Genomic DNA, 24151 nt, shown 5'->3' on the forward strand with positions numbered 1-24151 from the left:
ATACCGCCGGCGGGGATGTTTACGACTGCAAGATCGTTAAGCCAGGTGTATTTATGGCCGATAGCTCACGCGAATTTTTGCTGGAAATGACGGATATCTGTAAGTCATTTCCCGGCGTCAAAGCCTTGGACAATGTCAATTTACGCGTCCGTCCGCACTCGATTCACGCCCTGATGGGGGAGAACGGCGCGGGGAAATCGACGTTGTTGAAATGCCTGTTCGGCATTTACAAAAAAGACAGCGGCAGCATTGTATTTCAGGGCCGGGAAATCGATTTCAAGAGCTCGAAGGAAGCGCTGGAACACGGCGTTTCGATGGTGCATCAGGAACTGAACCTGGTGCTGCAACGCACCGTGATGGACAACATGTGGTTGGGACGCTACCCGACCAAAGGCCTGTTCGTCGATCAGGACAAGATGTTCAAAGACACCCAGGCGATCTTCGACGAGCTGGATATCGACATCAACCCGCGCGAAAAGGTGGGCAACCTGTCGGTGTCGCAGATGCAGATGATCGAGATTGCCAAGGCGTTTTCCTACGACGCCAAGATCGTCATCATGGATGAACCGACCTCTTCGCTGACGGAGAAAGAGGTCAATCACCTGTTCACCATCATCCGCAAGCTGAAAGAACGCGGCTGCGGCATCGTCTATATCTCGCACAAGATGGAGGAGATCTTCCAGCTGTGCGACGAGATAACGGTGCTGCGCGACGGCCAGTGGATCGCCACCCAGCCGCTGGAAGGGCTGGATATGGACAAGATCATAGCCATGATGGTCGGCCGCTCGCTGAGCCAGCGCTTCCCCGACAGGCAAAACACGCCGGGTGAGGTGATCCTCGAGGTGAAAAACCTGACGTCGCTGCGCCAGCCTTCGATCCGCGATGTGTCCTTCGATCTGCATCAAGGGGAGATCCTCGGCATCGCCGGGCTGGTGGGCGCCAAACGCACCGATATCGTCGAGACCCTGTTCGGCATTCGCGAAAAGGTGGCGGGCACCATCAAGCTGCACGGCAAGGCGATCGACAACCACAGCGCCAATGAAGCGATCAACCACGGCTTTGCGCTGGTGACCGAAGAGCGGCGATCCACCGGGATTTACGCCTACCTCGACGTGGGTTTCAACTCGCTGATCTCCAATATCCGCAATTATAAAAACAAGCTCGGCCTGCTGGATAACGCGCGGATGAAGAGCGACACCCAATGGGTGATCGATGCCATGCGGGTGAAAACGCCGGGGCATCACACCCATATCGGCTCGCTGTCCGGCGGCAATCAGCAGAAGGTGATCATCGGCCGCTGGCTGCTGACGCAGCCGGAGATCCTGATGCTGGATGAACCGACGCGCGGCATCGACGTGGGCGCCAAGTTCGAGATTTATCAGCTGATGACCGAACTGGCGAAGAAGGGCAAGGGGATCATTATCGTCTCGTCCGAAATGCCGGAGCTTTTGGGGATCACCGACCGTATTTTGGTGATGAGCAATGGTCAGGTTGCGGGCATCGTTAACACCAAACAGACCTCGCAAAATGAAATCTTACGTCTCGCCTCCCTGCACCTTTAAGGATCGGAATTATGAACGCGCTAAATAAAAAAACCTTATTTACCTATTTCAAGGAAGGCGGCATTTACGTGGTGTTGCTGGTGCTGTTGGCCATCATCATCATTCAGGATCCTACCTTCCTCAGCCTGATGAACCTGAGCAACATCCTGACGCAGTCTTCGGTGCGCATCATCATCGCGCTGGGCGTGGCAGGGCTGATCGTGACTCAGGGCACCGACCTGTCCGCCGGGCGGCAGGTGGGGTTGGCGGCGGTGGTGGCGGCCACGCTGCTGCAATCGATGGATAACGTCAACAAGGTGTTCCCGCACATGGAAACCTGGTCGATTCCCCTGGTCATCCTGCTGGTGTGCGCGGTCGGCGCGGTGATCGGCCTGGTTAACGGCCTGATTATCGCCTATCTCAACGTGACGCCGTTCATCACCACCTTGGGCACCATGATCATCGTCTACGGCATCAACTCGCTGTATTACGATTCGGTCGGCGCGTCGCCGGTCGCGGGCTTTGATCCGAAGTTTTCCACCTTTGCCCAGGGCTTCTTGCGCTTCGGCGACTTTAAGCTGTCCTACATCACCTTTTACGCGCTGATCGCCATCATATTCGTCTGGATCCTGTGGACCAAGACCCGCTTCGGCAAGAACATCTTCGCCATCGGCGGCAACCCGGAAGCGGCCAAGGTGTCCGGGGTCAACGTGCCGTTGAACCTGATCATGATCTATGCGCTGTCCGGCGTGTTCTACGCCTTCGGCGGCTTGCTTGAAGCGGGACGCATCGGCAGCGCCACCAATAACCTCGGCTTTATGTATGAGCTGGACGCCATCGCCGCCTGCGTGGTGGGGGGCGTCTCCTTCGCCGGCGGGGTGGGTACGGTGTGGGGCGTGGTGACCGGGGTGATCATCTTTACCGTCATCAACTACGGTCTGACCTATATCGGCATCAACCCGTACTGGCAGTACATCATCAAGGGCAGCATCATCATCTTCGCCGTGGCGCTGGACTCGTTGAAATACGCCAAGAAGAAGTAGGTTTACCGCAGTACAGACAACAAGGCCGGCCTATTGCCGGCCTTGTTACGTTGGGGCGCTGTACGGTGCCAGGCAAAATAATAAGGCATTATTTGGCAATGGCTGGCGAGGTATCTCGGGATATCGCCTGATCTTAGGCTGGATTGGTTACAGCGTGACACAGTTTTCGGGCTACCAACGCGGTATGAAGTCAGTAAACTTGTTTCACCTACCGTTTCCGGGGAGCAAACTATGCCTGTATTTACCATTACGCTGAAAAGCCGTAATACGCTTGATAAGAAAAGAATTTCATCAGCTATTCACGCGGCGGTAGTAAAAACCGGCTATCCTGCGAACGATCAATTTCAGCGCTTTATCCGTCTTGAGGAAGACGATTTATATGTGGATCCCACTTATCCTGACTTGGATTCCCCCCGCAGCGCCAACTTCGTGTTGATTGAAGCCATGCTTTCCTCTGGTTCCCCTGACGCCCGCAAACATTTGCTCTTGCAATCACTGGTACAGGAACTCGCCCTGATTGGACTGGACAGCAATGATCTGATGGTCCTCTTCATTGAATTGGACCGTTTGAATAGTTCATTCGGCGGTGGCAGAAGGGCATCCCCGCTTTCAATGCCGCAATAAGCTGTCAGCGTACGTAGAGAGCGCTTTACGCAAATCATCCGGTATTCGTTAACACGGTGTTTTCTCTCGGATAATACGCCCTTTTAGCGTATTGCCGAGGCGCGTGTCAAACCCTCTGCCGGATGATTAAGGCTGTTTGGCTCTCTGCTTCTCTTCTTTCAGCTTGTGCTCCAGCTCAACCAACTGTTCCGGTGACACGGCGGGATAGCCCTGGGCGTCTTCCGGCACGGTGTGCATAGCGGAGATTGGGATAAGCGGGCCGAGGAAGCGCGGTTCGCGCTTGAGGATGTACAGATCGGTCAGCGCGCCCAGGCGAGCGAAGATCTCGCGGGCGCGCACCGTCATCATGTCTTTCGGCGACGGCACCGCGTAACACTGCGCCTGAATGCCCATGTGCAGGGCGATGAATAGCGCGCGCTCGCAGTGGAAGCGCTGGGTGATGATGATGAAATCGTTGGTGTCGAACACCTTGCGGGTGCGCACGATGGAGTCCAGGGTGCGGAAACCGGCGTAGTCCAGCACGATATCGCTCGGCGCCACGCCGGCGGCGATCAGATCGCGCCGCATGGTCATCGGTTCGTTATAGCTTTGCTGGGCGTTGTCGCCGCTTAGCAGCAGGTATTTCACCTTGCCGCTGTTATAGGCGTTGATCGCCCCCTGAATGCGGTAACGGTAGTACTGGTTGATCACGCCGGTGCGGTAATACTTGGCGGTGCCGAGCACCACGCCGACCTGGCGGTGCGGCAATTCCTGCAGTTCGTCGTAGACGTAAGACGCGGTTTTCCAACTGATCCAGCGATCGAGCGCAATAGCCGAACCCATCAACACCGCAATGATGATGAACAGGCTGATGATCAGGCGTTTCCACATGTTGTTGCCTTACGCGCGCCGGGCTGAAAAAGATGGATCAAGGCTACTTTACCTGACCGACCGACGCAAGACGCGAACCGCCTGAAGCACGCGCGCCGCCGCATTTTTCGGCGGTTTTGCCGCACAAAAAAGCCCGGCGGAGCCGGGCTGGGTCATTTCAGCTCACCATTCAGAACGAGGTGCGCTTGTAGCTGCGGTACTGCGGCCGCCAGAAGTTGTGCTCGATGGCTTTCGACAGCGCATCTTCGGAGGTGACGATCGCCACGCCCTGCAGCTGGGCGGCTTTACCCACTTCCATGGCGATGCACTTCGACACGCCCTGAATATCGTCGATATTCGGCAGCAGCGCGCCGTGGCCGTCGGTGGCCAGCGGCGAACAGTCCGCCAGCGCGCGGCTGGCGGCCATCAGCATGGCGTCGGTGACGCGAGTGGCGCCGGAGGCCAGCACGCCCAGACCAATTCCCGGGAAGATGTAGGAGTTATTGCACTGGGCGATCGGGTACAGCTGCTCTTTATAGCTTACCGGCGCGAACGGGCTGCCGGTCGCCACCAGGGCGGCGCCGTCGGTCCAGTTGATGATGTCTTCCGGACGGGCTTCCACGCGCGAGGTCGGGTTGGACAGCGGCATCACGATAGGGCGTTCGCAGTGCTTGTGCATCTCGCGGATCAGCTCTTCGGTAAACAGCCCCGGCTGGCCGGACACGCCGATCAGAATGGTCGGCTTGGCGTTGCGCACCACGTCCAGCAGCGAGATGGCGTCGCTGGCGGTTTCCCAACCGGCCAGATTGTCGCTCTTCTGCACCAGCTTGCTCTGGAAGTCGAGCAGGTTCGGCAGTTTGTCGGTCAGCAGGCCGAAACGGTCAACCATGAACACGCGGGCGCGCGCTTCGTCTTCGCTCAACCCTTCGGACTTCATCTGCGCGATGATCTGCTCGGCGATGCCGCAGCCGGCGGAACCGGCGCCGAGGAAGGTGACGGTCTGATCGCGCAGCTGGCTGCCGGCGGCGCGGCTGGCGGCGATCAGGCTGCCGAGGGTGACCGCGGCGGTGCCCTGAATGTCGTCGTTGAAGCAGCAAATCTCGTCGCGGTAGCGGTTCAACAATGGGGTGGCGTTGTTCTGCGCGAAGTCTTCGAACTGCAGCAGGACGTTCGGCCAGCGGCGTTTGACCGCCTGAATAAACTCTTCGACGAAGGCGTGGTACTCCTCGCCGGAGATGCGAGGATGGCGCCAGCCCATGTACAGTGGATCGTTGAGGCGCTGCGGGTTGTTGGTGCCGACGTCCAGCACCACCGGCAGCGTGTAGGCCGGGCTGATGCCGCCGCAGGCGGTGTAAAGCGACAGCTTGCCGATTGGGATGCCCATGCCGCCGATGCCCTGATCGCCTAGGCCGAGAATACGCTCGCCGTCGGTGACCACGATCACCTTAACGTTCTGCTTGGTGGCGTTTTGCAGCATGTCATCGATGCGATCGCGGTTCGGGTAGGAGATGAACAACCCGCGCGCACGGCGATAGATATCGGAGAAGTGTTCGCAGGCCTCGCCGACGGTCGGGGTGTAGATGATCGGCATCATCTCACTCAGGTGCGAGTCCAGCAGACGGTAGAACAGGGTTTCGTTGGTGTCCTGGATGTTGCGCAGGTAGATGTGCTTATCGTTATCGTTCTTGAAATCCTGATACTGACGGTAGGCGCGTTCCACCTGTTCTTCGATGGTCTCCACCGCTTCCGGCAGCAGGCCGTGCAGGTTGAAGTGGCTACGTTCTTCCTCGGTGAAAGCGCTGCCTTTGTTCAGCAGCGGAAATTCCAGCAGAATCGGGCCGGCGTAAGGGATGTAGAGCGGGCGTTTGCTTTCGTATTCTAGTTCCATCAGTTTTACTCTTCACGTATCAGATAACTGTATTGCCGACGATCCTAAAAGATAAAGAGAAGATGTACAGCATTTGTTGCCCGATGATGAACCAGGTTGGCGTAATTATCGACAATCAAATGATTTTTTAACTAAAGAAAGTCTCTCTGGCGGCGTCGGGGCATTGTATTTGGCGGGCGGGGCTGTTAGCGGCGGAACCGGATGGCCCCGCCGTTGTGCGCTTAGAAGGCGGCGCGGCTGACGTTTTGGCAACCCAGCGCCGCCAGGGTGGCGCGGGTGGCGTCCCATTGGCTGAGGATCGCCTCCTGCGGCTCGACCAGTACGGCGCGGCGGATGTTCAGGCAGTCGCCGCCGGAGAGGTTCAGCAGGATCAGCGCGGCCTGCAGCGGCGGCAGGCTCGGGTTAAAAGCGGCGTTTTCCGCATAGCGGCCGGCGTAGAGGCTGCCGTCCTCCGTTTCCAGCGCTACGCCGCTGTGGGCGTTGCTGTACGGAGCATGGCTCTGATTGGCCGCCGACAGCGCCGCCTGCGTCAGCGCATCGTCCAGCGCCAGTCGGTGGCCGTGATCGACCTTGTCCATCAGCAGCGAAGCGATATCCAGATCTTTCGGGCCGAAGGCGTCCGGCAGATAGTCCGCCAGCGTGGCCGGTGCGCGGCCCGGCAGACGGATCTGCAGTTCGCCGCCGCTGTTCAGTTCATTCATAAACTGGCGGCAATGGCCGCACGGCGTGTAGTTGACGGTGATCGAGGCCAGCGCTGGCTCACCGCGCAACCAGGCATGGGTAACCGCGCACTGTTCCGCATGCACGGTTTGCTGCAGCGGGGCGCCGCTGAATTCCATATTGGCGCCGAAATAGAGGTTGCCGCTTTGCCCGCGCGCGATGGCGCCGACGTGGAAATGCGATATCGGGGTTAACGAGCAGGCCGCCGCCAGCGGCAGCAGCGCGAATGCCAGTGCGTCATCGTCCAACCCGCAGCCTGAGCGGATCGCCGCCGCTTGCTCGGCCGTGAACATCGCCGGAAAGTCGGACGCGTCCAGATAGGGCTGCAGGGCGGATTGCAGTGTCGCGGGCAGTGCGCTGAAAGCGGTGTGAAAACGCGGATGCATAGAAAGTCTCTCTACGGGTTAACGGGATAACATTCTAGGCAGGCCAGAGACATTAAAGTGTGATTAATGTCTCTTAATTAATGAAATTAATGCAATGGAATACATAAATGCGAGATGTATCGCAAGTTTCACCCTGATCAACCGAACAGATGCAGCAGCACCGGAAACACAAACGGCACCAGCAGCGAGGTGATGATGCCGCAGATGACCAACGCCAGCGAGCCGAAGGCGCCCTCCTGATAGTCCATCTCCGCGCAGCGCGCGGTGCCCAGCGCGTGGGAAGCCGTGCCCATCGCCAGGCCACGCGCCGAGGGGGTGGTGATTTTCAACAGGTTGAACAGCGTGTGGCCGAACACGGCGCCGAGGATGCCGACGAAAATGACGCAAACCGCGCTGATCGCCGGAATGCCGCCGAGCGAGTCCGCGACGGCCATCGCGATCGGCGTAGTGACCGATTTCGGCAAGATAGAGGCGGCGATTTCCGGCGTGGCGCCCAACCACAGGGCGATGGCGCCGCCGCTGATCATGGCGGTCAGGCTGCCGATGAAGCACACCGTGATAATCGACTTCCAGCGTGCGCGGATTTGGTGCAGCTGCTCATAGAGCGGGAAGGCCAGCGCGACGACCGCCGGCTGCAGCAGATCGTTGAGGATTTTGCTGCCCTGAAAGTAGCGCTCATAGGGAATGCCGGTGAGCAGCAGCAGCGGGATGATCACCGCCATGGACACCAGCAGCGGGTTGAGCAGCGGCATATTCAGCTTGCGCGCCAGCCAGCGCGCGCCAAAATAGACCGCCAGCGTCAGCGGCAACGACCACCAGATTTCATGGATCATGAATTGTCCTCCGGGTCGTCGGGCTTGCCGGCGATGCGGCGCTCGCGATGAAAATAGTGTGAGGTATAGCCGACTACCACCAGCACCATCAGCGTGCTGATGAGGCAAGAGATAACCAGCGGGCCCAGATGCGCGACGATCTGGTCGTAATATTTCATCACCCCGACGCCGATCGGCACGAACAGCAGCACCATATAGCGGATCAGCAAATGGCAGCCGGGTTTAACCCATTTGGCTGGCATAATCTGGGTTGAGAGCAGGGCGAACAGCAGCAGCATGCCGATGATGCTGCCGGGAATGGCGAACGGCAGCAGCGCCGCCACCGCGTTGCCGACGAACAGACACAGGTAGATGAGGAGCAGAGCCCTCAGGTATTTCCAGCACAGTGTGAGCACGTTGGCCATTGTCTTTTCCCGTTTAACTGATGTATTCATCATACAATTAAACTGTGAGCCATGCCACAGAGCGCACCATGAATTCTCGCTATGGGTGCTATGCCCGAGCGGCGGGTTGACAGCCCGTATTGGCCGCTGCCTGCGGGATCAGCGTACGTCTTCGGCCGCCGCCGTGTGTTCTGCCAGCCGGTGGCCGAGGAAGAAAAACAGCAGGCTGAGCAGGGCGGCGACGATCAGCATCACGAACATCAACGGCGGCGCGGCATAGCTGAGCAGCACCCCGCACAGCACCGGGTTGATGGCGCCGCCCAGCGCGCTGAGGTTTTGTACCCCATAGTAGCTGCCTTTCAGGTGCGGCGGCGCGATAAAGTCGATAAACATGTATTCCACCGGGATAACGATGATTTCGCCGAGGGTAAACACCGCCATCGCCGCCAGCCATAGCCAGACCGCCTGGCCGGCCGCCATGAAACCGAGCAGCCCGACGATGAAAAACAGCGTGCCCAGCACCAGCCAGCGCAGCATGTTTTCCTGGCGCATGCCGCGGCTGAGCAGGTATTGCAGGGCGATGACGATGCTGGCGTTGACGATCATCACCAACCCAATGATTTTGTAGGCGAACTCGGCGCTGGAGACGGTGATCAGGTACTGCGACAGATAGCCGGTGAACTGACCGAACACCACGGCGCCCAGGGTGCTGCCGAGGGTGAAGTAGATAAGCCGCCGATCGCTTCGCAAGATGGTCAGCGTCTGACGGAAGTTGGGGAGCGTGGCCGGTACAGCGGCGGCAGGCGTTGCGCGCTGTTCCCGGCCGCGCAAGCGCAGGCTCAGTGCCGCCACCGTCGCCAGCGCCAATCCGCCCGACAGATAAAACGGCAGCAACGGGCTAAGCCCGGCCACCAGGACGCCGAGCGCAGAGCCGATCGCCCAGCCGACGTTGACCAGCGTGTAGTTGATGGAAAAAGCCTTGATGCGCTGCTCGACCGGCAACCCGTCGGCGAAACAGGCCTTAATGGTGATGCTTAGCACCGAATAACAGGTATGCAAGATGGCCAGCACCACGATCACGCCGCCGGGGCGCGGGATCCAGGGAATGGCGAAAAAGCTCAGCGCAAACAATACAATCGACAGCAGGATCAGGCGGTTTTTGCTGAATTTGTCCACCAGATAGCCGCCGTACAGGCTGGCAAGGATGCCGAGGGTGAGGCTGACGCCCAGAATCACGCCCACGCTCTTCGGCAGCAGATGGAAATGTTCGGTGAGGTAGATGGTGATGAACGGCAGCGTAACGCCGCGGCCGATGGTCAACACCAGCGAACTGGCCAGCAGTACGTTGATCAGCGAGGGGAATCCCTTCATTTGAGGCCTGTTTATGCATACAGTTATTGGGCGATGCAGATAACATAGCGTATTTTGGCGAGGACGGAAGGGGAAAGCCGATAATTAGTTTAAAAACAGAGGCTGCGTCGGCAGCCTCGTCAAAAACAGCATTATTTACCGTGTTCGGCCTGCAGCGTGGCGAACCACGGCTGAACGAAATCGCTGCTGGTGCCCCAGCCGGGGATGATCTTCGCCAGCCCGGCGACGTTGACCGGCCCCGGCTGCGCCAGCAGCAACGCCTGCGGAATGACCGCCGCTTTGAATTGATAGCTGTCCGGCGTGCTTTCCCCGGCGATCTTGTTAGCCACCAGGCGCAGGTTGACCGCGCCGATCAGCTTCGGATCCACCGCCACGCTGACCTGCCATGGGCTGCCGGCTTCGCGCATCAGCTGCAAGTCCTGGTTGGAGATATCGATGCTGTACAGTTTGATTTCGGTGCGGCCGTTCTCTTTCAGCGCCTTGTAAGCGCCCTGGGTGAAAGCGTCCCAGGTGCCCCAGATGGCGTCAATCTTGCCTTTCGGGTATTTCGCCAGCACCGCACCCACTTTATTGGCGGTATCGCCCTGCACGTCGGATGAAACCGCGCCAATCGATTCCAGCTCGTGAATGCCCGGATGCTGTTTCAGCAACTGCTGATAGGCGGCCTGGCGACGCTCCATCGGCGGGAAGCCTGCTACCCAGAGTTTGATGATGTTGGCCTGGCCGTTGAAATCCTTCACCAACTGGCCGAACGAGGCGTTAGCCAGCGAAGCGTCGTCCTGCTGCGAGACGGTGACGCCGGGAACGTGGCCGCCGACGTCGGTATCGAACGCCGCGACGGCGATGCCGGCCGCCGCGATGCGTTTAACCAGGTCGGTGGAATAGGGGGCTCGCCCCTGCGAGAGAATAATACCGTCATATTTCTGGCTGATAGCCTGGTTGACGAAGTCCTGGAAGCGCGCATCGTCGCCGTTGCTGAGGAAGGTGTCCACCTTGAAGCCCAGCTTGCGCCCTTCCTGAATGGCGCCCGCCAAAAATTGCGTGGTGTTGTCGTCGGATCCGAGGTTGCGGATCACCGCGATGCGCACCGGCCCTTGATGTTGAGCGATGGCGGCCGGCACGGCGGCGTTTTCCGCCGCCTGCAGCGGCAGGGCGGCCAGCAGGCTGAGGGCGAGCAGCGAAGACGTGAGGTTTTTCATTATTATAGGCTCCAAAAAAGCAGGGGAAACGACCCCGGTGAAGAGTGGTTATAGCAATCTTTCTGTCTGGACGTCTATTCGTTGTGTGGGAGCATCATAGCCGGATGCAGCGTGCGAGGGAATCAGGGCGGTTATGACTTTTTCTTACTGTTTATAACGTTGGCGACGGATCAATAAAAAAGGGCCGAGCAAGCTCGACCCTCGATGTTACGCGCTGGCGCGGTTACTTGACCTGCATGCCAGGCTGCGCGCCGCTGTCCGGGCTCAGCAGGAAGATCTCTTTCCCACCGGGGCCTGCCGCCATCACCATGCCTTCTGAAATGCCGAAGCGCATTTTGCGCGGCGCCAGGTTGGCGACCATGATGGTCAGGCGGCCTTCCAGCGCTTTCGGATCCGGGTAAGCGGAGCGGATGCCGGAGAAGATCTGGCGCGATTCACCGCCCAGGTCCAACTGCAGTTTCAGCAGTTTGTCGGAGCCTTCGACAAAGTCGGCGCTCTTGATCAGGGCGATGCGCATGTCCACCTTGGCGAAGTCGTCGAAGGTGATGGTTTCCTGAATGGGATCATCGGCCAATGGACCGGTCACCGGTTTGGCGGCGGCCATGTCTTCCTTCGAGGCGTTGACCATTTCGCTGACCTTGTCCAGATCGATGCGGTTGAACAGCGCTTTGAACGCGTTCACCTGATGGCCCAGCAGCGGTTGCGGGATCGCGTCCCAGCTGAGCTCGGCGTTGAGGAACGCTTCGGCGCGTTCGGTCAGCGAAGGCAGCACCGGCTTCAGGTAAGTCATCAGCACGCGGAACAGGTTAATGCCCATCGAGCAGATGGCCTGCAGATCGGCATCGCGGCCTTCTTCCTTCGCCACCACCCACGGCGCCTGCTCATCCACGTAACGGTTGGCCAGATCGGCCAGCGCCATGATTTCGCGGATCGCGCGGTTGAACTCGCGGCCGGCGTAGGCTTCGGCGATGCTCTGCGCCGCGTCGACGAAGGTCTGGTACAGCGCCGGATCGGCCAGGCTGTCGGCCAGTTTGCCGCCGAAGCGCTTGTTGATAAAGCCGGCGTTGCGTGACGCCAGGTTCACCACCTTGTTGACGATGTCGGCATTCACGCGCTGCACGAAGTCTTCCAGATTGAGATCGATGTCATCAATGCGTGAAGAGAGCTTGGCGGCGTAGTAATAACGCAGGCAGTCGGCGTCCAGATGCTGCAGGTAGGTGCCGGCCTTGATGAAGGTGCCGCGCGATTTGGACATCTTGGCGCCGTTCACCGTCACGTAGCCGTGCACGAACAGGTTGGTCGGTTTGCGGAAATTGCTGCCTTCCAGCATCGCCGGCCAGAACAGGCTGTGGAAGTAGACGATATCCTTGCCGATAAAGTGATACAGCTCGGTGGTGGAGTCTTTGCGCCAGAACTCGTCGAAGTCCAGATCGCCGCGCTTGTCGCACAGGTTCTTGAAGGAACCCATGTAGCCGATCGGCGCGTCCAGCCAGACGTAGAAGTATTTGCCCGGCGCATCCGGGATTTCGAAGCCGAAGTAAGGCGCATCGCGGGAGATGTCCCACTGCTGCAGACCGGATTCGAACCACTCCTGCATCTTGTTCGCTACCTGCTCTTGCAGCGCGCCGGAGCGCGTCCACGCCTGCAGCATTTCGCTGAAGGCCGGCAGATCGAAGAAGAAGTGCTCCGAGTCGCGCATCACCGGCGTCGCGCCGGAAACTACGGACTTCGGATCGATCAGTTCCGTCGGGCTGTAGGTGGCGCCGCACACTTCGCAGTTGTCGCCGTACTGATCCGGCGATTTGCATTTAGGGCAGGTGCCCTTCACGAAACGGTCCGGCAGGAACATGCCTTTCTCCGGATCGTACAGCTGAGAAATGGTGCGGTTCTTGATAAAACCGTTTTCTTTCAGGCGGCTGTAAATCAGGGTGGACAGCTCACGGTTTTCATCGCTATGGGTCGAATGGTAGTTGTCATAGCTGATGCCAAAGCCGGCGAAATCCTGTTGGTGCTCCTGGCTCATCTCCGCGATCATTTCTTCCGGTTTCACACCCAGTTGCTGCGCTTTCAGCATGATCGGCGTGCCGTGCGCGTCGTCCGCGCAGATGAAATGCACTTCGTGGCCGCGCATTCGTTGGTAACGCACCCAGATATCCGCCTGGATGTGCTCGAGCATGTGGCCGAGATGGATGGAACCATTTGCGTACGGTAGCGCGCACGTCACCAATAATTTTTTCGCGACTTGAGCCATAGTGAGAACTTGCTTTCTGTAATGAATAAAAGGGCCTTCGATGTTAACCGATCGCGCCCTTCGCTGCTAGGGCGGTTTCTTACAGGTTATACGCGCCAGCTACCGGGCAGTTCTGATATGCTTAGCCGGAAGCGACTCATTCAAAATCAAGGAGCCGGGATGAACGCAAAATCCCCTGAGCAGACCAACCCCGAAGTTCTGCGCGCCCTGGTGACCGGTGTACTGGCCGCCTTTGAACACCCGACGTTGAAAAACAACCTGACCGCGCTGAAGGCTATTCATCACTGCGCATTATTGGACGACGTACTGCATATCGAACTGACGATGCCGTTTGCCTGGCAGAGCGGTTTTGAAGCGCTGCAGGCGAGCGTCGGCCCTGAGCTGTTGCGCGTGACCGGCGCCGCCGCCATCGACTGGAAGCTGAAACACGATATCACGACGCTGAAACGCGCCAACGGCCAAGCCGGGATCAAAGGCGTGCGCAACATCATCGCCGTCAGCTCCGGCAAAGGCGGGGTGGGGAAATCCAGCACCGCCGTCAACCTGGCGCTGGCGCTGGCCGCCGAAGGCGCCAAGGTCGGCATTCTGGACGCCGACATTTACGGCCCGTCGATCCCCAATATGCTGGGCACCGAACATGAGCGGCCGACTTCGCCGGACGGGCAGCACATGGCGCCGATCATGGCGCACGGCCTGGCGACCAACTCCATCGGTTATCTGGTGACCGACGACAACGCCATGGTGTGGCGCGGCCCGATGGCCAGCAAGGCGCTGATGCAGCTGCTGCAGGATACGCTATGGCCGGATCTGGATTATCTGGTGCTGGACATGCCGCCGGGCACCGGCGACATTCAGCTGACGCTGTCGCAGAACATTCCGGTGACCGGCGCGCTGGTGGTCACCACGCCGCAGGATATCGCCCTGCTGGATGCCGCCAAGGGCATCGTGATGTTCGAGAAAGTGCATGTGCCGGTGCTGGGCATTGTCGAAAACATGAGCGTGCACATCTGCAGCCACTGCGGCCACCATGAGCCGATCTTTGGCACCGGCGGCGCCGAGAAGCTGGTGCAGAAATATAACAGCCGTCTGCTGGGGCAGATGCCGCTGCACATCTCGCTGCGCGAAGATCTGGATCGCGGTACGCCGACGGTGATCAGCCGCCCGGAGAGCGAATTCGCCGACATGTATCGTCAACTGGCCGGCCGCGTGGCCGCGCAGATGTATTGGCAGGGTGAAGCGATCCCGACGGAGATTGCCTTCCGCGCGCTGTAATCTGCCTATGGCGATGAAAAACCCGGCTTAAGCGCCGGGTTTTTTTATGGGATGCGGGTAGGGTTGTGCAAATCTGCCCGGGTATAAGGGCGTTCGATCTGCGCCAGCGTTTTGGCGATATGTTCCAGCAATCCCTGGGTGGGGGCCGGCTGCCGCTGTCCCATCAGCGCCAACGGCAAGGCCAGCGCGATGGCCAAATGCGACCAGGCAAGCTGTGGTCGCGCTTTCCCTCGCTGCAGCCATAGAAACAGCGCGCTGGCCAGGTAGCCTAACATCAGCCCGCTGATGACCTCGGATACCGAATGCACGCGGATTTCCAGGCGCGACACGCCGATGGTGAAAGGCAATATCCATCCGGTCACCAGCGCGATGCTGCGCACCGGGTGGGAAAATCGACCGGTTAAAGCCCAAAGCAGCGGCGGCCAGATGCTGGCCGCGAGGGCCGAATGGCCGCTGAATCCGGTGAAATCATAACTTGCGCTACCAATGCCCCAGCCCATAAAGGCCAACTTGGACAGGCAGACCAGTCCGCCGGTGAAACCGAAAATCAGCGCCCATTGCCAACCTGCAACGCGGGTGGCGGGCGATGCGAGCAGCAATAAAAACAGAATCAGCGCGCAGGGCAGCAGCAGCATGCTGTCGCCGAAAAAAGTCAAAAAATACCAATCCAGCACATCATTCTCCGATGAAAGACTACGGGGTCCCTAAGTCAGCGCAGGAGTGTAACCTGTTGCGGGGCATTGCCCTAGCCGTGAGATTCTTAAAATGCCGCGTGCCCGTGGCGTGGCAGCCCGAATTCACCCGCCGCCGCGCAATATACAGTGGCGCAATCCCCGGCGACTCCCTATAATTGTCGCGTTTTAGTTCCCCCCTTCACACTATGAAATCAGGTCTTTAATTTTATGACTGACAATCCGCATCAGTGCGTCATTATTGGTATAGCTGGCGCATCTGCCTCCGGAAAAAGCCTTATCGCCAGCACGTTGTACCGCGAACTCCGCGAGCAAGTCGGTGATGAGCACATCGGCGTTATTCCAGAAGACAGTTACTATAAAGACCAGACTCACCTGACCATGGAAGAACGGGTCAAAACCAACTATGACCACCCGAGCGCCATGGATCATAACCTGCTGTTCCAGCATCTGCAGATGCTGAAGGCCGGTAAGGCGATCGAGCTGCCGCTGTATAGCTACACCGAACACACGCGCAAGAAAGAAACCGTCCACCTGGAACCTAAAAAAGTGATCATTCTGGAAGGGATCTTGCTGCTGACGGATATCCGTTTGCGCCAGGAGATGAACTTCTCGATCTTCGTCGACACGCCGCTGGATATCTGCCTGATGCGCCGTATGAAGCGCGACGTCAACGAGCGCGGTCGCTCGATGGATTCGGTGATGGCGCAATACCAGAAGACCGTGCGCCCGATGTTCCTGCAGTTTATCGAACCTTCCAAACAATACGCCGATATCATCGTTCCGCGCGGCGGCAAAAACCGCATCGCGATCGATATTCTGAAAGCCAAAATAAGCCAATTCTTTGAATAATGCCGCTTAATGGCCGGAAATGCGCATTTCCGGCCGACGGCCAACTATTTGCACCCCGGCGTAGACCTTTCGCCCGTTGTGTGGCAATTTTTGTTTAGTTACGCGTTTTGATGGAGAAGAAAGACATGAGACTGTGCGACCGCGATATAGAAGCCTGGCTGGATAGCGAGAAACTGGTGATTTCGCCGCGCCCGCCGCTCGAACGCATCAACGGGGCCACAGTAGATGTCCGTTTGGGCAATCAGTTCCGCGTGTTCCGCGGCCATACAGCGCCGTTTATCGATCTCAGCGGGCCGAAAGATGAAGTCAGCGCCGCGCTGGATCGCGTGATGAGCGACGAGATTGTCCTGCCGGAAGGCGAGGCGTTCTTCCTTCATCCCGGCGAACTGGCTCTGGCGGTGACGTTCGAATCCGTGACGCTGCCGAACGATCTCGTGGGTTGGCTCGACGGCCGTTCTTCTCTGGCGCGTCTGGGGCTGATGGTGCACGTGACCGCGCACCGTATCGATCCGGGCTGGCACGGGCGCATCGTGCTGGAGTTTTACAACTCCGGCAAGCTGCCGCTGGCGCTGCGGCCGGGGATGCTGATTGGCGCCTTGAGCTTTGAGCCGTTGTCCGGCCCGGCGGCCCGGCCATATAACAGCCGGCAGGACGCAAAATATCGCGATCAGCAGGGCGCAGTAGCCAGTCGAATCGACAAGGACTAACGGCGCGGGATGCACCGTCGGTGTGGCGCTGACAAGAGGGTGGCATGAGAAGATTACTGACGACATTGGCGATTTTACTGGTGGTCGTGGTGGCGGGAATGTCCGCGCTGGTACTGCTGGTCAATCCGAATGATTTTCGCGGTTACATGGTCAAAAAGGTCGAGCAGAAGAGCGGCTACCAGCTAACGCTTGAAGGCGACCTGCGTTGGCATATCTGGCCGCAGCTCAGTATTTTGGCCGGGCGCATGACGCTGACCGCGCCGGGTGCCAAGGCGCCGGTGGTGAGCGCGGAAAACATGCGCCTTGACGTCAAACTGTTGCCGCTGCTGTCACATCAGCTGTTTGTGAAACAGGTGATGTTGAAAAATGCCGTCATTCGTCTCACGCCCGACAGTGAAGAGCACTCACAAGTGGACGCCCCGATTGCGCCGGCCGGCAGCGGCGCTGATGCGGCAGACACGGCCTGGAAGTTCGACATCGATAACTTGCGCGTCGTGGACAGCCTGCTGATTTGGCAGCGTGCCGACAACGCGCAAATCAATGTTCGGGACATCAATCTTACCCTGCAGCAAACGGAGAAACGGCAGGCGCAGCTTGAACTGTCCAGCCGGGTCAACCGCGATCAGCGCGACCTGGCCTTCAGCATGACGGCCGATATCGATTTGCAGCAGTTCCCGCACCAGATCGGCGCCAAAGTGACCCAGTTCAATTATCAACTGGCCGGGGCGGACATTCTTAACGGCGGCATTCAGGGCGAGGGCAATGCCCAGGTAGTCTATCAACAGACGCCGGCGCAGATTGCCGTCAGCCAACTGAACGTCAGCGCCAACAACAGCCAGTTGGCCGGCGATATCAGCGCCACGCTGGGGGCGGTGCCGGGCTATGTGGTGAATCTCAATTCGGCTAACCTCGATCTCGACGCGCTTTCCGGCTGGCAATCCAGCACCAATACCGCCGAACAGCCCGCCGTGACCGCCGCGCCGGTGATCGCCAGCCAGGTCGACGATCGGCAGCAGAACCTGGAAGCGCTGCGCGATTTCAATGCGCAGTTGAACCTGCAAGCGGCGCAGTTGACCTATCGCGGTATGAACGTCACCCAATTGGCCGTTGCCGCGGACAATCAACGCGGCCTGCTGACGCTGCATAAGCTTGCCGGGCACTTGGCCGGCGGTGATTTCTCCTTGCCGGGATCGCTCGACGCACGCGGCAATAAACCGGTCATCAGCGTGCAACCGACGCTGAACCAAATTGAGCTGGGCACGGTGCTCAAAGCTTTCGACATGCCGCAGATGCTGACCGGCAAGTTCAGCATGAAAGGGGATCTGACCGGCGATCGCCTCTCTTCACAGTCATTTGAGCACCGCTGGCGCGGTACGGCGCAGCTGACGATGCAGGATGCGCAACTGCACGGTTTGAACATCCAGCAACTGATCCAACAGGCCGTGGCGCGCAATGACAACAGCGTGCGCGGTCAAGACAGCTATCAGCGCTATACCGAAGTCAAAAATGTTTCGGCGCAAGCTACCCTGAACCAGGGCACGGTCAAACTCAGCGGCCTGACGGCGGATTCGCCTTTGCTGGCGCTGACCGGCGCCGGCAGCATCGATATGCCGGGCAAACAGTGTGATATGGCGCTTAACGTGCGCGTCACCGGCGGTTGGCAAGGGCGCGGCGAGCTGATCGAACAGCTGCAAAAAACGCCGATCCCGCTGCGGGTCTACGGGCCGTGGCAACAGCTGAATTATCAACTGCAGGTCGATCAGGTGCTGCGTAAAACGCTGCAGGATCGGGCCAAGGATGCGCTGAACAAGTGGGCTGAAAAGAACAAGGGTTCGCGCGAGGGTCAGGATTTGAAAAAGCTGCTCGACAAGCTGTAATCCCTCCTGACGCGGGCCGTTTTGCGGCCCGCGTCAGTATCGACGTTTCCCGCGATAATTTCCCTCCGTTACCTTGATGAAGGTCATGAAGACCCGCGATCAATTTGTGCAGAGTAAGGGCGCATTCTGCTATGACTATGCGCCTGAGCGCGAAAAAATGACGAGTTGAGGAAACATGATAGAGCTTCTTATTGGCGCGGCGGTGGCGGCGGGCGTGGGCCGTTATATCATCAAAGGGTATTCCGCCACGGGCGTCTTGATGGTGGGAGGGCTGCTGCTGCTTGGCATCAGCGCCCTGATGGGGAAAACGCTGTTGCCGTCCGGCGCCGCATCTACCGGCTGGCGCGCGACCGATATGATCGAGTACGTCAAGATCTTGCTGATGAGCCGCGGCGGCGATCTGGGCATGATGATCATGATGCTGTGCGGTTTCGCCGCCTATATGACGCATATCGGCGCCAACGACGTGGTCGTCAAGCTGGCCTCGCGCCCATTGCAGATGATCAATTCGCCTTATCTGCTGATGGTGGCGGCCTATTTTGTCGCTTGCCTGATGTCATTGGCGGTTTCTTCCGCGACTGGACTCGGCGTATTGCTGATGGCGACGCTGTTCCCATTGATGGTGAACGTTGGCATTAGCCGCGGCGCCGCGGCGGCCATTTGCGCTTCGCCGGCGGCGATTATCCTGGCGCCGACTTCCGGCGACGTGGTGCTGGCAGCCAAGGCGGCGGAAATGCCGCTGGTGGACTTCGCGTTCAAAACCACGCTGCCTATCTCGATTGCGGCTATCGTCTGCATGGCCGTGGCGCACTTTTTCTGGCAGCGTTATCTCGATAAGAAGAGTGATGAACAGCACCACATCATGGACGTCAGTGAAATAAAAACGCATGCGCCGGGGTTCTACGCGATATTGCCGTTTACGCCGATCCTCGGCGTGCTGATCTTCGACGGCAAATGGGGGCCGGAGCTGCACATTATTACCGTGTTGGTAGGGTGCATACTGTTGGCGGCTGCGATCGAGTTCGTGCGCAGCTTCAGCGCCAAACAGGTATTCAGCGGCCTGGAAGTGGCGTATCGCGGTATGGCGGATGCATTCGCCAGCGTGGTGATGCTGTTGGTGGCCGCGGGTGTCTTCGCGCAAGGGTTGAGTACCGTCGGTTTTATCAGCGGGTTGATCGGGTTGGCGCAGTCGTTCGGTACCGGCGGTTTGATCATGATGCTGGTGTTGGTGGTGATCACCATGCTGGCGGCCATGACCACCGGCTCCGGCAATGCGCCGTTCTATGCGTTTGTCGAACTGATCCCGAAACTGGCGGCACAGATGGGCGTGAATCCTGCCTATCTGGTGATCCCGATGCTGCAGGCCTCTAATCTCGGCCGTACGCTGTCGCCGGTTTCCGGCGTGGTGGTGGCGGTCTCCGGCATGGCGAAAATCTCGCCGTTTGATGTGGTGAAGCGTACTTCAGTGCCGGTAATTGTCGGGTTGGTGGTGGTGATCGTGGCGACGGAGCTGCTGGTTCCCCAGTAAAAGGAAGGCCGGGCGATGCCCGGCCTCGATGTTAAACCTCGTACTCCTCCGGTGGAGGCGGCGGGGTGATCTTCACTTTCAGGATGCGGTGGCTGTTGACCTCCAATGGTTCGAACAGGTAGTCACCGATCTTGATTTGTTCTCCTTCTTGCGGCACGCGCTGGCTGTGTTCCATCAACAGCCCCGCCAGCGTATGGTATTCGCGCTTTTCTTCCAGCGGCATCGGCAGATACAACACCAGATCTTCCAGCGGCATATAGCCGTTGGCGGTCCAGCTGCCGTCCTCGTTTTGCTGAATGTCGTGGCGTGCGTCCACCTCTTCGCCGGCCTCCGGCAGGTTGCCGGCGATGGTTTCCATCACGTCCGTCAGGGTGACGACGCCTTCGACAGAGCCGAACTCATCGACCACAAAGGCAAAATGCGTCTGCGCCTGGCGGAATTGCTCCAGGGCGCTTAACAGCGTGAGCTGCTCCGGGAAGATTAACGGTTGGCGTATCAGCGCTCGCAGATCCAGCGGCGCCTGCGCCAGTTGCTGTTTGAGGACGTCGATGGTGTGGATCACGCCCAGCGGTTCGTCGCTGGCGCTGCTTTCCACCACCACGATGCGCGTGTGCTGATTACGTTCCAGCAACTGCGTCAGCTTTTCCTGCGGATCGTTCAGCTCAAGGTATTCGACGTCGTGACGCGAGGTCATGATGCTACTGACCGTGCGCTGCGCCATGCCGAGTACGCGTTCGATCATGCGCCGCTCTTGCTGATTGAAGATCTCGCCGTTTTCGCTGTCGCTGTCCGCCAGCAGGTTGGCGGAATGGCTGTCGACTTCCGCTTCTTCATGTTTGCCGCTCAGCATGCGTAGCACCGCTTCGGCGGTGCGTTCACGCAGCGGCCGCACCTTCGACAGGAAGCGACGGCGGTTGAACTGCGCCAGCTGGTTCAGCGCCTCGATCATGACCGAGAAGCCGATCGCCGCGTAGAGGTAGCCTTTAGGAATGTGATAGCCAAAGCCCTCCGCCACCAGGCTGAAACCGATCATCAGCAGGAAGCTCAGGCACAGAATGACGATAGTCGGGTGAGCGTTGACGAAGCGCGTCAGCGGTTTGCTGGCCAGCAGCATCAGGCCGATGGCGATACAGACCGCGATCATCATCACCGCCAGGTGATCGACCATCCCCACCGCGGTGATCACCGAGTCGAGCGAGAAAACGGCGTCCAGCACCACGATCTGCGCCACGACCGGCCAGAAACGTGCGCCTTTGCGCGCGCCGTGCTGCTCTTCGTCCTTGCCTTCCAGCCGCTCATTGAGCTCCATGGTGGCTTTGAACAGCAGGAATATCCCGCCGACCAGCATGATCAGATCGCGGCCGCTGAAGGGGTGCTCCGCGACGATGAACATCGGTTTGGTCAGCGTCGCCAGCCACGAGATGGAGGCGAGCAGCGCCAGACGCATGACCAGCGCCAGCAACAAACCGACGACACGGGCCTTATCTCTTTGTTGTTTTGGTAATTTGTCCGCCAGAATGGCGATGAAGACAAGGTTGTCTATACCCAGCACGATTTCCAGCACGACCAAAGTGGCCAGGCCGGCCCAAATTGTTGGATCAGCGATCCATTCCATACGCCCAATTTCACCTGTAAGTTCTACGGCTTATGCCGCACGGGAATGATGGGCGTTGAGGCGGCAAAATTCAACTTTAATCGGGAGGATGTGGTTCAGAACAGGAGGATTGCCGTAAACATCGATCGGCGCCGAGCGGCCAAAGGAATCAAGGGCCTGGGGAGCAAATATCTACCGGGATGCCATGCGCTCAGAAAAGAAACGCCTTATTAAATTTATTTAAATCAAAACATTAAAACAATTTTCTTTGGCTATGATTCTTATCGGTATGCGGCACGAGTAGTCTTATTCTGAAAACGGCTGACTGGGGGGATCTAAGGCTTGTATCACTTAGACATTAGTATAAGAATCTTAGTCATATAACGGCAGTAACTAACATTGTTTGGTTATAAAGGCACCGGTTTTTTTATTTTTTTGTGAACAGCATGACAGTTCAAACGAAGAATGAGTGCCGCTTTGCATAAAAATTGCCTGGCTCATGCAATGACGTGGGGGGATGCGTCATTAACAGTACTTTGGTAGCTGCAAGCCAAGGGCGGTAGCGTGCCCGATTGGATCCCCTTGTTCACGCTGCACAGATGAATGCAGCGCTACGATGAATTGGAATGAAAATGCAAACAAGACTTAAGGCAGTGATCCCCGTTGCGGGCTTGGGAACCCGTATGTTGCCGGCGACCAAGGCTATCCCTAAAGAAATGTTGCCCGTGGTCGATAAGCCCTTAATTCAGTACATTGTTGCTGAATGCGTGGCGGCGGGGATTAAAGATATCGTATTGGTCACGCATTCATCGAAAAACGCGATTGAAAACCATTTTGACACTTCGTTTGAGCTGGAGGCCATGCTCGAAGCGCGCGTGAAGCGCCAACTCCTGAGTGAAGTGCAAAGCATTTGTCCCCCGGATGTGACCGTGATGCAGGTGCGTCAAGGACAGGCGAAAGGGTTGGGGCATGCGGTGCTGTGCGCCAAACCAATGGTGGGTGATGCTCCTTTCGTTGTGCTGTTGCCTGATGTTTTATTGGATGATTCTACGGCGGATTTGCGCAAAGAAAATCTGGCTAAAATGATCCAACGTTTTGGTGATACGGGTTACAGCCAAATCATGGTTGAACCTGTGCCGGAACAAGATGTGTCCAAATACGGTGTGGTAGATTGCGCAGGCGCGACGATCGCCGCGGGAGAAAGCGCACCGATGACGGCGGTGGTTGAGAAGCCGGCCCGCGAGGATGCCCCTTCCAATCTGGCCGTCGTCGGCCGGTATGTGCTTGCCGCCGATATTTGGCCGCTACTTGAGAAAACCCCTCCCGGCGCGGGTGATGAGATTCAACTGACCGATGCGATTGCGATGCTGATGGATGAACAAACGGTTGAAGCATTCCATATGAGCGGTAAGTCCCATGATTGTGGCGACAAGTTTGGCTATATGAAGGCGTTTGTGCAGTACGGTCTGCGTCACGGTTCGGAAGGTGAAAATTTCAGCCGCTGGCTGAAGCAGACGTTGGGAAAGTAACAGGCTGTCGCCACTGCGGCTGAAAGCGATCACGAGATTGAATGAGGTCTACCATGACGAAGTTGAAAGCGGTTATTCCCGTTGCCGGATTGGGCATGCGTATGCTGCCGGCGACCAAAGCGATTCCGAAAGAGATGTTGCCAATCGTTGATAAACCGTTGATTCAATACATTGTCAACGAATGCGTCGCGGCGGGGATTAAAGAGATCATCCTGGTGACGCATTCTTCCAAGAACGCCATTGAAAACCATTTCGATACCTCATTCGAGCTGGAGGCGATGCTGGAGGCACGCGTGAAACGGCAATTGCTGGATGAGGTGCAGTCGATAACGCCAAAAGGCGTGACGCTGATGCACATTCGCCAGGGGCAGCCAAAAGGACTGGGACATGCCGTTCTCTGCGCTAAACCGTTGGTCGGTGATTCTCCATTTGTCGTTCTGTTGCCGGACATCTTGCTGGATGACGCAAAAGCCGATTTGAAGAAAGACAACCTGTCACACATGATTGCGCGCTTTGAGCAGAGCGGCCTGAGCCAGGTTTTGGTGCAAAAGGCAGACGAACACGTACTGCATGATTATTCCGTGGTTGAGTGTGAGGCCAGCAACCTGAAACCGGGTGAAAGTGCTCGTATCACATCGATTATTGAAAAACCGGCGCCGGAAACCAAGTTGGAATCCAACTACTCTGCGGTAGGGCGCTATGTCTTGTCCGCCGATATTTGGCCGCTGCTGGAGACCACGGAACCGGGAGCCTGGGGGCGTATTCAACTGACCGATGCGATTGCAGAATTGTTGAAACACAAACCGGTAGAGGCGACGGAGCTGGTGGGGGAATCGTTCAACTGCGGTGAAAAACTGGGTTACCTTCGCGCTTTTGTCACTTATGGGTTGCGTCACCCAACCCAAGGCAAAGCTTTCCGTGAATGGGCTGAACAGCTGTCGCTTTGAGTAAAACTTCTCGCTTCTCTCGATGAGGGCCGTTGCCATCATGGCGGGAGAAGCTAGAATAGTTG

The 24151-nt window shown here is 58.2% G+C and carries 20 protein-coding genes; 10 read left to right on the forward strand and 10 right to left on the reverse strand.

The window, feature by feature from the left end:
• Window positions 1-53: 53 nt before the first annotated feature.
• The 3 genes from mglA (at window position 54) to ACTJJ6_RS00505 (ending at window position 3208) form a co-directional block, all read left to right on the forward strand.
• Window positions 54-1562: a galactose/methyl galactoside ABC transporter ATP-binding protein MglA gene (gene mglA / locus ACTJJ6_RS00495; RefSeq protein ID WP_004938959.1), complete on the forward strand. Its 1509-nt coding sequence runs from the start codon at window positions 54-56 to the stop codon at window positions 1560-1562.
• A gap of 11 nt (window positions 1563-1573) precedes the next feature.
• Window positions 1574-2584, forward strand: coding sequence for a galactose/methyl galactoside ABC transporter permease MglC (mglC, locus tag ACTJJ6_RS00500; protein WP_004938953.1), 1011 nt, complete (start codon window positions 1574-1576; stop codon window positions 2582-2584).
• A gap of 231 nt (window positions 2585-2815) precedes the next feature.
• Window positions 2816-3208 (forward strand): tautomerase family protein, encoded by a 393-nt coding sequence (locus ACTJJ6_RS00505; protein WP_049299825.1) that lies wholly within the window; start codon window positions 2816-2818, stop codon window positions 3206-3208.
• Between the two features lie 126 nt (window positions 3209-3334).
• On the opposite strand, the gene sanA is transcribed toward ACTJJ6_RS00505, so the two are convergent.
• From sanA to metG, 8 genes are all read right to left on the reverse strand, one after another.
• A complete protein-coding gene (gene sanA / locus ACTJJ6_RS00510; RefSeq protein WP_440801691.1) occupies window positions 3335-4078 on the reverse strand; it encodes an outer membrane permeability protein SanA in 744 nt (247 codons plus the stop codon).
• A gap of 169 nt (window positions 4079-4247) precedes the next feature.
• On the reverse strand, window positions 4248-5945 hold the full coding sequence (locus ACTJJ6_RS00515) for an NAD-dependent malic enzyme (RefSeq protein ID WP_004938945.1): 1698 nt from the start codon (window positions 5943-5945) through the stop codon (window positions 4248-4250).
• A gap of 221 nt (window positions 5946-6166) precedes the next feature.
• Window positions 6167-7051, reverse strand: coding sequence for a cytidine deaminase (gene cdd, locus ACTJJ6_RS00520; RefSeq protein ID WP_440801694.1), 885 nt, complete (start codon window positions 7049-7051; stop codon window positions 6167-6169).
• A 137-nt stretch (window positions 7052-7188) separates the two neighbouring features.
• Entirely contained in the window at window positions 7189-7884 is a 696-nt protein-coding gene (locus ACTJJ6_RS00525; protein WP_440801696.1) for a CidB/LrgB family autolysis modulator, read from the reverse strand.
• A complete protein-coding gene (locus ACTJJ6_RS00530) occupies window positions 7881-8288 on the reverse strand; it encodes a CidA/LrgA family protein (protein WP_115435788.1) in 408 nt (135 codons plus the stop codon). Before ACTJJ6_RS00530 ends, ACTJJ6_RS00525 begins: the two co-directional genes overlap by 4 nt.
• 138 nt (window positions 8289-8426) lie before the next feature.
• A complete protein-coding gene (locus tag ACTJJ6_RS00535) occupies window positions 8427-9638 on the reverse strand; it encodes an MFS transporter (RefSeq protein WP_240429752.1) in 1212 nt (403 codons plus the stop codon).
• Between the two features lie 131 nt (window positions 9639-9769).
• The gene (locus ACTJJ6_RS00540; protein WP_049299821.1) at window positions 9770-10837 is read right to left on the reverse strand and encodes a sugar ABC transporter substrate-binding protein; all 1068 of its coding nucleotides are present in this window, start codon (window positions 10835-10837) and stop codon (window positions 9770-9772) included.
• 223 nt (window positions 10838-11060) lie between these two features.
• Window positions 11061-13088 carry a methionine--tRNA ligase gene (gene metG / locus ACTJJ6_RS00545; RefSeq protein ID WP_028127949.1) on the reverse strand — a complete coding sequence of 676 codons (2028 nt, stop codon included), beginning with the start codon at window positions 13086-13088 and terminating at the stop codon, window positions 11061-11063.
• A 159-nt stretch (window positions 13089-13247) separates the two neighbouring features.
• Here metG and apbC point away from each other — a divergent pair, with 159 nt between their 5' ends.
• Entirely contained in the window at window positions 13248-14360 is a 1113-nt protein-coding gene (gene apbC, locus ACTJJ6_RS00550) for an iron-sulfur cluster carrier protein ApbC (protein ID WP_016928441.1), read from the forward strand.
• 44 nt (window positions 14361-14404) lie between these two features.
• Here the strand turns inward: apbC and ACTJJ6_RS00555 are convergent, their stop codons facing one another.
• Window positions 14405-15034 carry a phosphatase PAP2 family protein gene (locus ACTJJ6_RS00555; RefSeq protein ID WP_016928440.1) on the reverse strand — a complete coding sequence of 210 codons (630 nt, stop codon included), beginning with the start codon at window positions 15032-15034 and terminating at the stop codon, window positions 14405-14407.
• Between the two features lie 228 nt (window positions 15035-15262).
• Between ACTJJ6_RS00555 and udk the strand changes: the two genes are divergently transcribed.
• The 4 genes from udk (at window position 15263) to dcuC (ending at window position 20016) form a co-directional block, all read left to right on the forward strand.
• Window positions 15263-15904, forward strand: a complete 642-nt coding sequence (gene udk / locus ACTJJ6_RS00560) for a uridine kinase (RefSeq protein ID WP_004938922.1) — start codon at window positions 15263-15265, stop codon at window positions 15902-15904.
• A gap of 125 nt (window positions 15905-16029) precedes the next feature.
• The gene (dcd, locus tag ACTJJ6_RS00565) at window positions 16030-16611 is read left to right on the forward strand and encodes a dCTP deaminase (RefSeq protein ID WP_004938917.1); all 582 of its coding nucleotides are present in this window, start codon (window positions 16030-16032) and stop codon (window positions 16609-16611) included.
• A 44-nt stretch (window positions 16612-16655) separates the two neighbouring features.
• Window positions 16656-18488, forward strand: a complete 1833-nt coding sequence (gene asmA / locus ACTJJ6_RS00570) for an outer membrane assembly protein AsmA (protein WP_440801704.1) — start codon at window positions 16656-16658, stop codon at window positions 18486-18488.
• Between the two features lie 175 nt (window positions 18489-18663).
• Entirely contained in the window at window positions 18664-20016 is a 1353-nt protein-coding gene (gene dcuC, locus ACTJJ6_RS00575) for an anaerobic C4-dicarboxylate transporter DcuC (protein ID WP_015377222.1), read from the forward strand.
• 31 nt (window positions 20017-20047) lie between these two features.
• Here dcuC and ACTJJ6_RS00580 read toward each other — a convergent pair whose 3' ends face one another.
• Complete coding sequence (locus ACTJJ6_RS00580) at window positions 20048-21631, reverse strand: TerC family protein (protein WP_016928437.1); 1584 nt, start codon at window positions 21629-21631, stop codon at window positions 20048-20050.
• 611 nt (window positions 21632-22242) lie between these two features.
• On the opposite strand from ACTJJ6_RS00580, the gene galU (ACTJJ6_RS00585) reads away from it, so the two are divergent.
• Window positions 22243-23139, forward strand: coding sequence for a UTP--glucose-1-phosphate uridylyltransferase GalU (gene galU / locus ACTJJ6_RS00585; protein WP_028127951.1), 897 nt, complete (start codon window positions 22243-22245; stop codon window positions 23137-23139).
• Window positions 23140-23192: 53 nt separating this feature from the next.
• Window positions 23193-24086 carry a UTP--glucose-1-phosphate uridylyltransferase GalU gene (gene galU, locus ACTJJ6_RS00590; protein WP_016928435.1) on the forward strand — a complete coding sequence of 298 codons (894 nt, stop codon included), beginning with the start codon at window positions 23193-23195 and terminating at the stop codon, window positions 24084-24086.
• Window positions 24087-24151 lie beyond the last annotated feature (65 nt).

Origin of the sequence: Serratia sp. 22278 (assembly GCF_052045405.1) — a bacterium.
GTDB lineage: Bacteria > Pseudomonadota > Gammaproteobacteria > Enterobacterales > Enterobacteriaceae > Serratia > Serratia marcescens.

Coding starts and splice junctions, on each gene's coding strand:
- asmA (WP_440801704.1), top strand. CDS start 16,656: ATGAGAAGATTACTGACGACATTGGCGATTTTACTGGTGGTCGTGGTG.
- ACTJJ6_RS00580 (WP_016928437.1), bottom strand. CDS start 21,631: ATGGAATGGATCGCTGATCCAACAATTTGGGCCGGCCTGGCCACTTTG.
- ACTJJ6_RS00535 (WP_240429752.1), bottom strand. CDS start 9,638: ATGAAGGGATTCCCCTCGCTGATCAACGTACTGCTGGCCAGTTCGCTG.
- cdd (WP_440801694.1), bottom strand. CDS start 7,051: ATGCATCCGCGTTTTCACACCGCTTTCAGCGCACTGCCCGCGACACTG.
- ACTJJ6_RS00505 (WP_049299825.1), top strand. CDS start 2,816: ATGCCTGTATTTACCATTACGCTGAAAAGCCGTAATACGCTTGATAAG.
- galU (WP_028127951.1), top strand. CDS start 22,243: ATGCAAACAAGACTTAAGGCAGTGATCCCCGTTGCGGGCTTGGGAACC.
- udk (WP_004938922.1), top strand. CDS start 15,263: ATGACTGACAATCCGCATCAGTGCGTCATTATTGGTATAGCTGGCGCA.
- metG (WP_028127949.1), bottom strand. CDS start 13,088: ATGGCTCAAGTCGCGAAAAAATTATTGGTGACGTGCGCGCTACCGTAC.
- apbC (WP_016928441.1), top strand. CDS start 13,248: ATGAACGCAAAATCCCCTGAGCAGACCAACCCCGAAGTTCTGCGCGCC.
- mglA (WP_004938959.1), top strand. CDS start 54: ATGGCCGATAGCTCACGCGAATTTTTGCTGGAAATGACGGATATCTGT.
- ACTJJ6_RS00530 (WP_115435788.1), bottom strand. CDS start 8,288: ATGGCCAACGTGCTCACACTGTGCTGGAAATACCTGAGGGCTCTGCTC.
- ACTJJ6_RS00515 (WP_004938945.1), bottom strand. CDS start 5,945: ATGGAACTAGAATACGAAAGCAAACGCCCGCTCTACATCCCTTACGCC.
- dcd (WP_004938917.1), top strand. CDS start 16,030: ATGAGACTGTGCGACCGCGATATAGAAGCCTGGCTGGATAGCGAGAAA.
- dcuC (WP_015377222.1), top strand. CDS start 18,664: ATGATAGAGCTTCTTATTGGCGCGGCGGTGGCGGCGGGCGTGGGCCGT.
- ACTJJ6_RS00525 (WP_440801696.1), bottom strand. CDS start 7,884: ATGATCCATGAAATCTGGTGGTCGTTGCCGCTGACGCTGGCGGTCTAT.
- mglC (WP_004938953.1), top strand. CDS start 1,574: ATGAACGCGCTAAATAAAAAAACCTTATTTACCTATTTCAAGGAAGGC.
- ACTJJ6_RS00540 (WP_049299821.1), bottom strand. CDS start 10,837: ATGAAAAACCTCACGTCTTCGCTGCTCGCCCTCAGCCTGCTGGCCGCC.
- galU (WP_016928435.1), top strand. CDS start 23,193: ATGACGAAGTTGAAAGCGGTTATTCCCGTTGCCGGATTGGGCATGCGT.
- sanA (WP_440801691.1), bottom strand. CDS start 4,078: ATGTGGAAACGCCTGATCATCAGCCTGTTCATCATCATTGCGGTGTTG.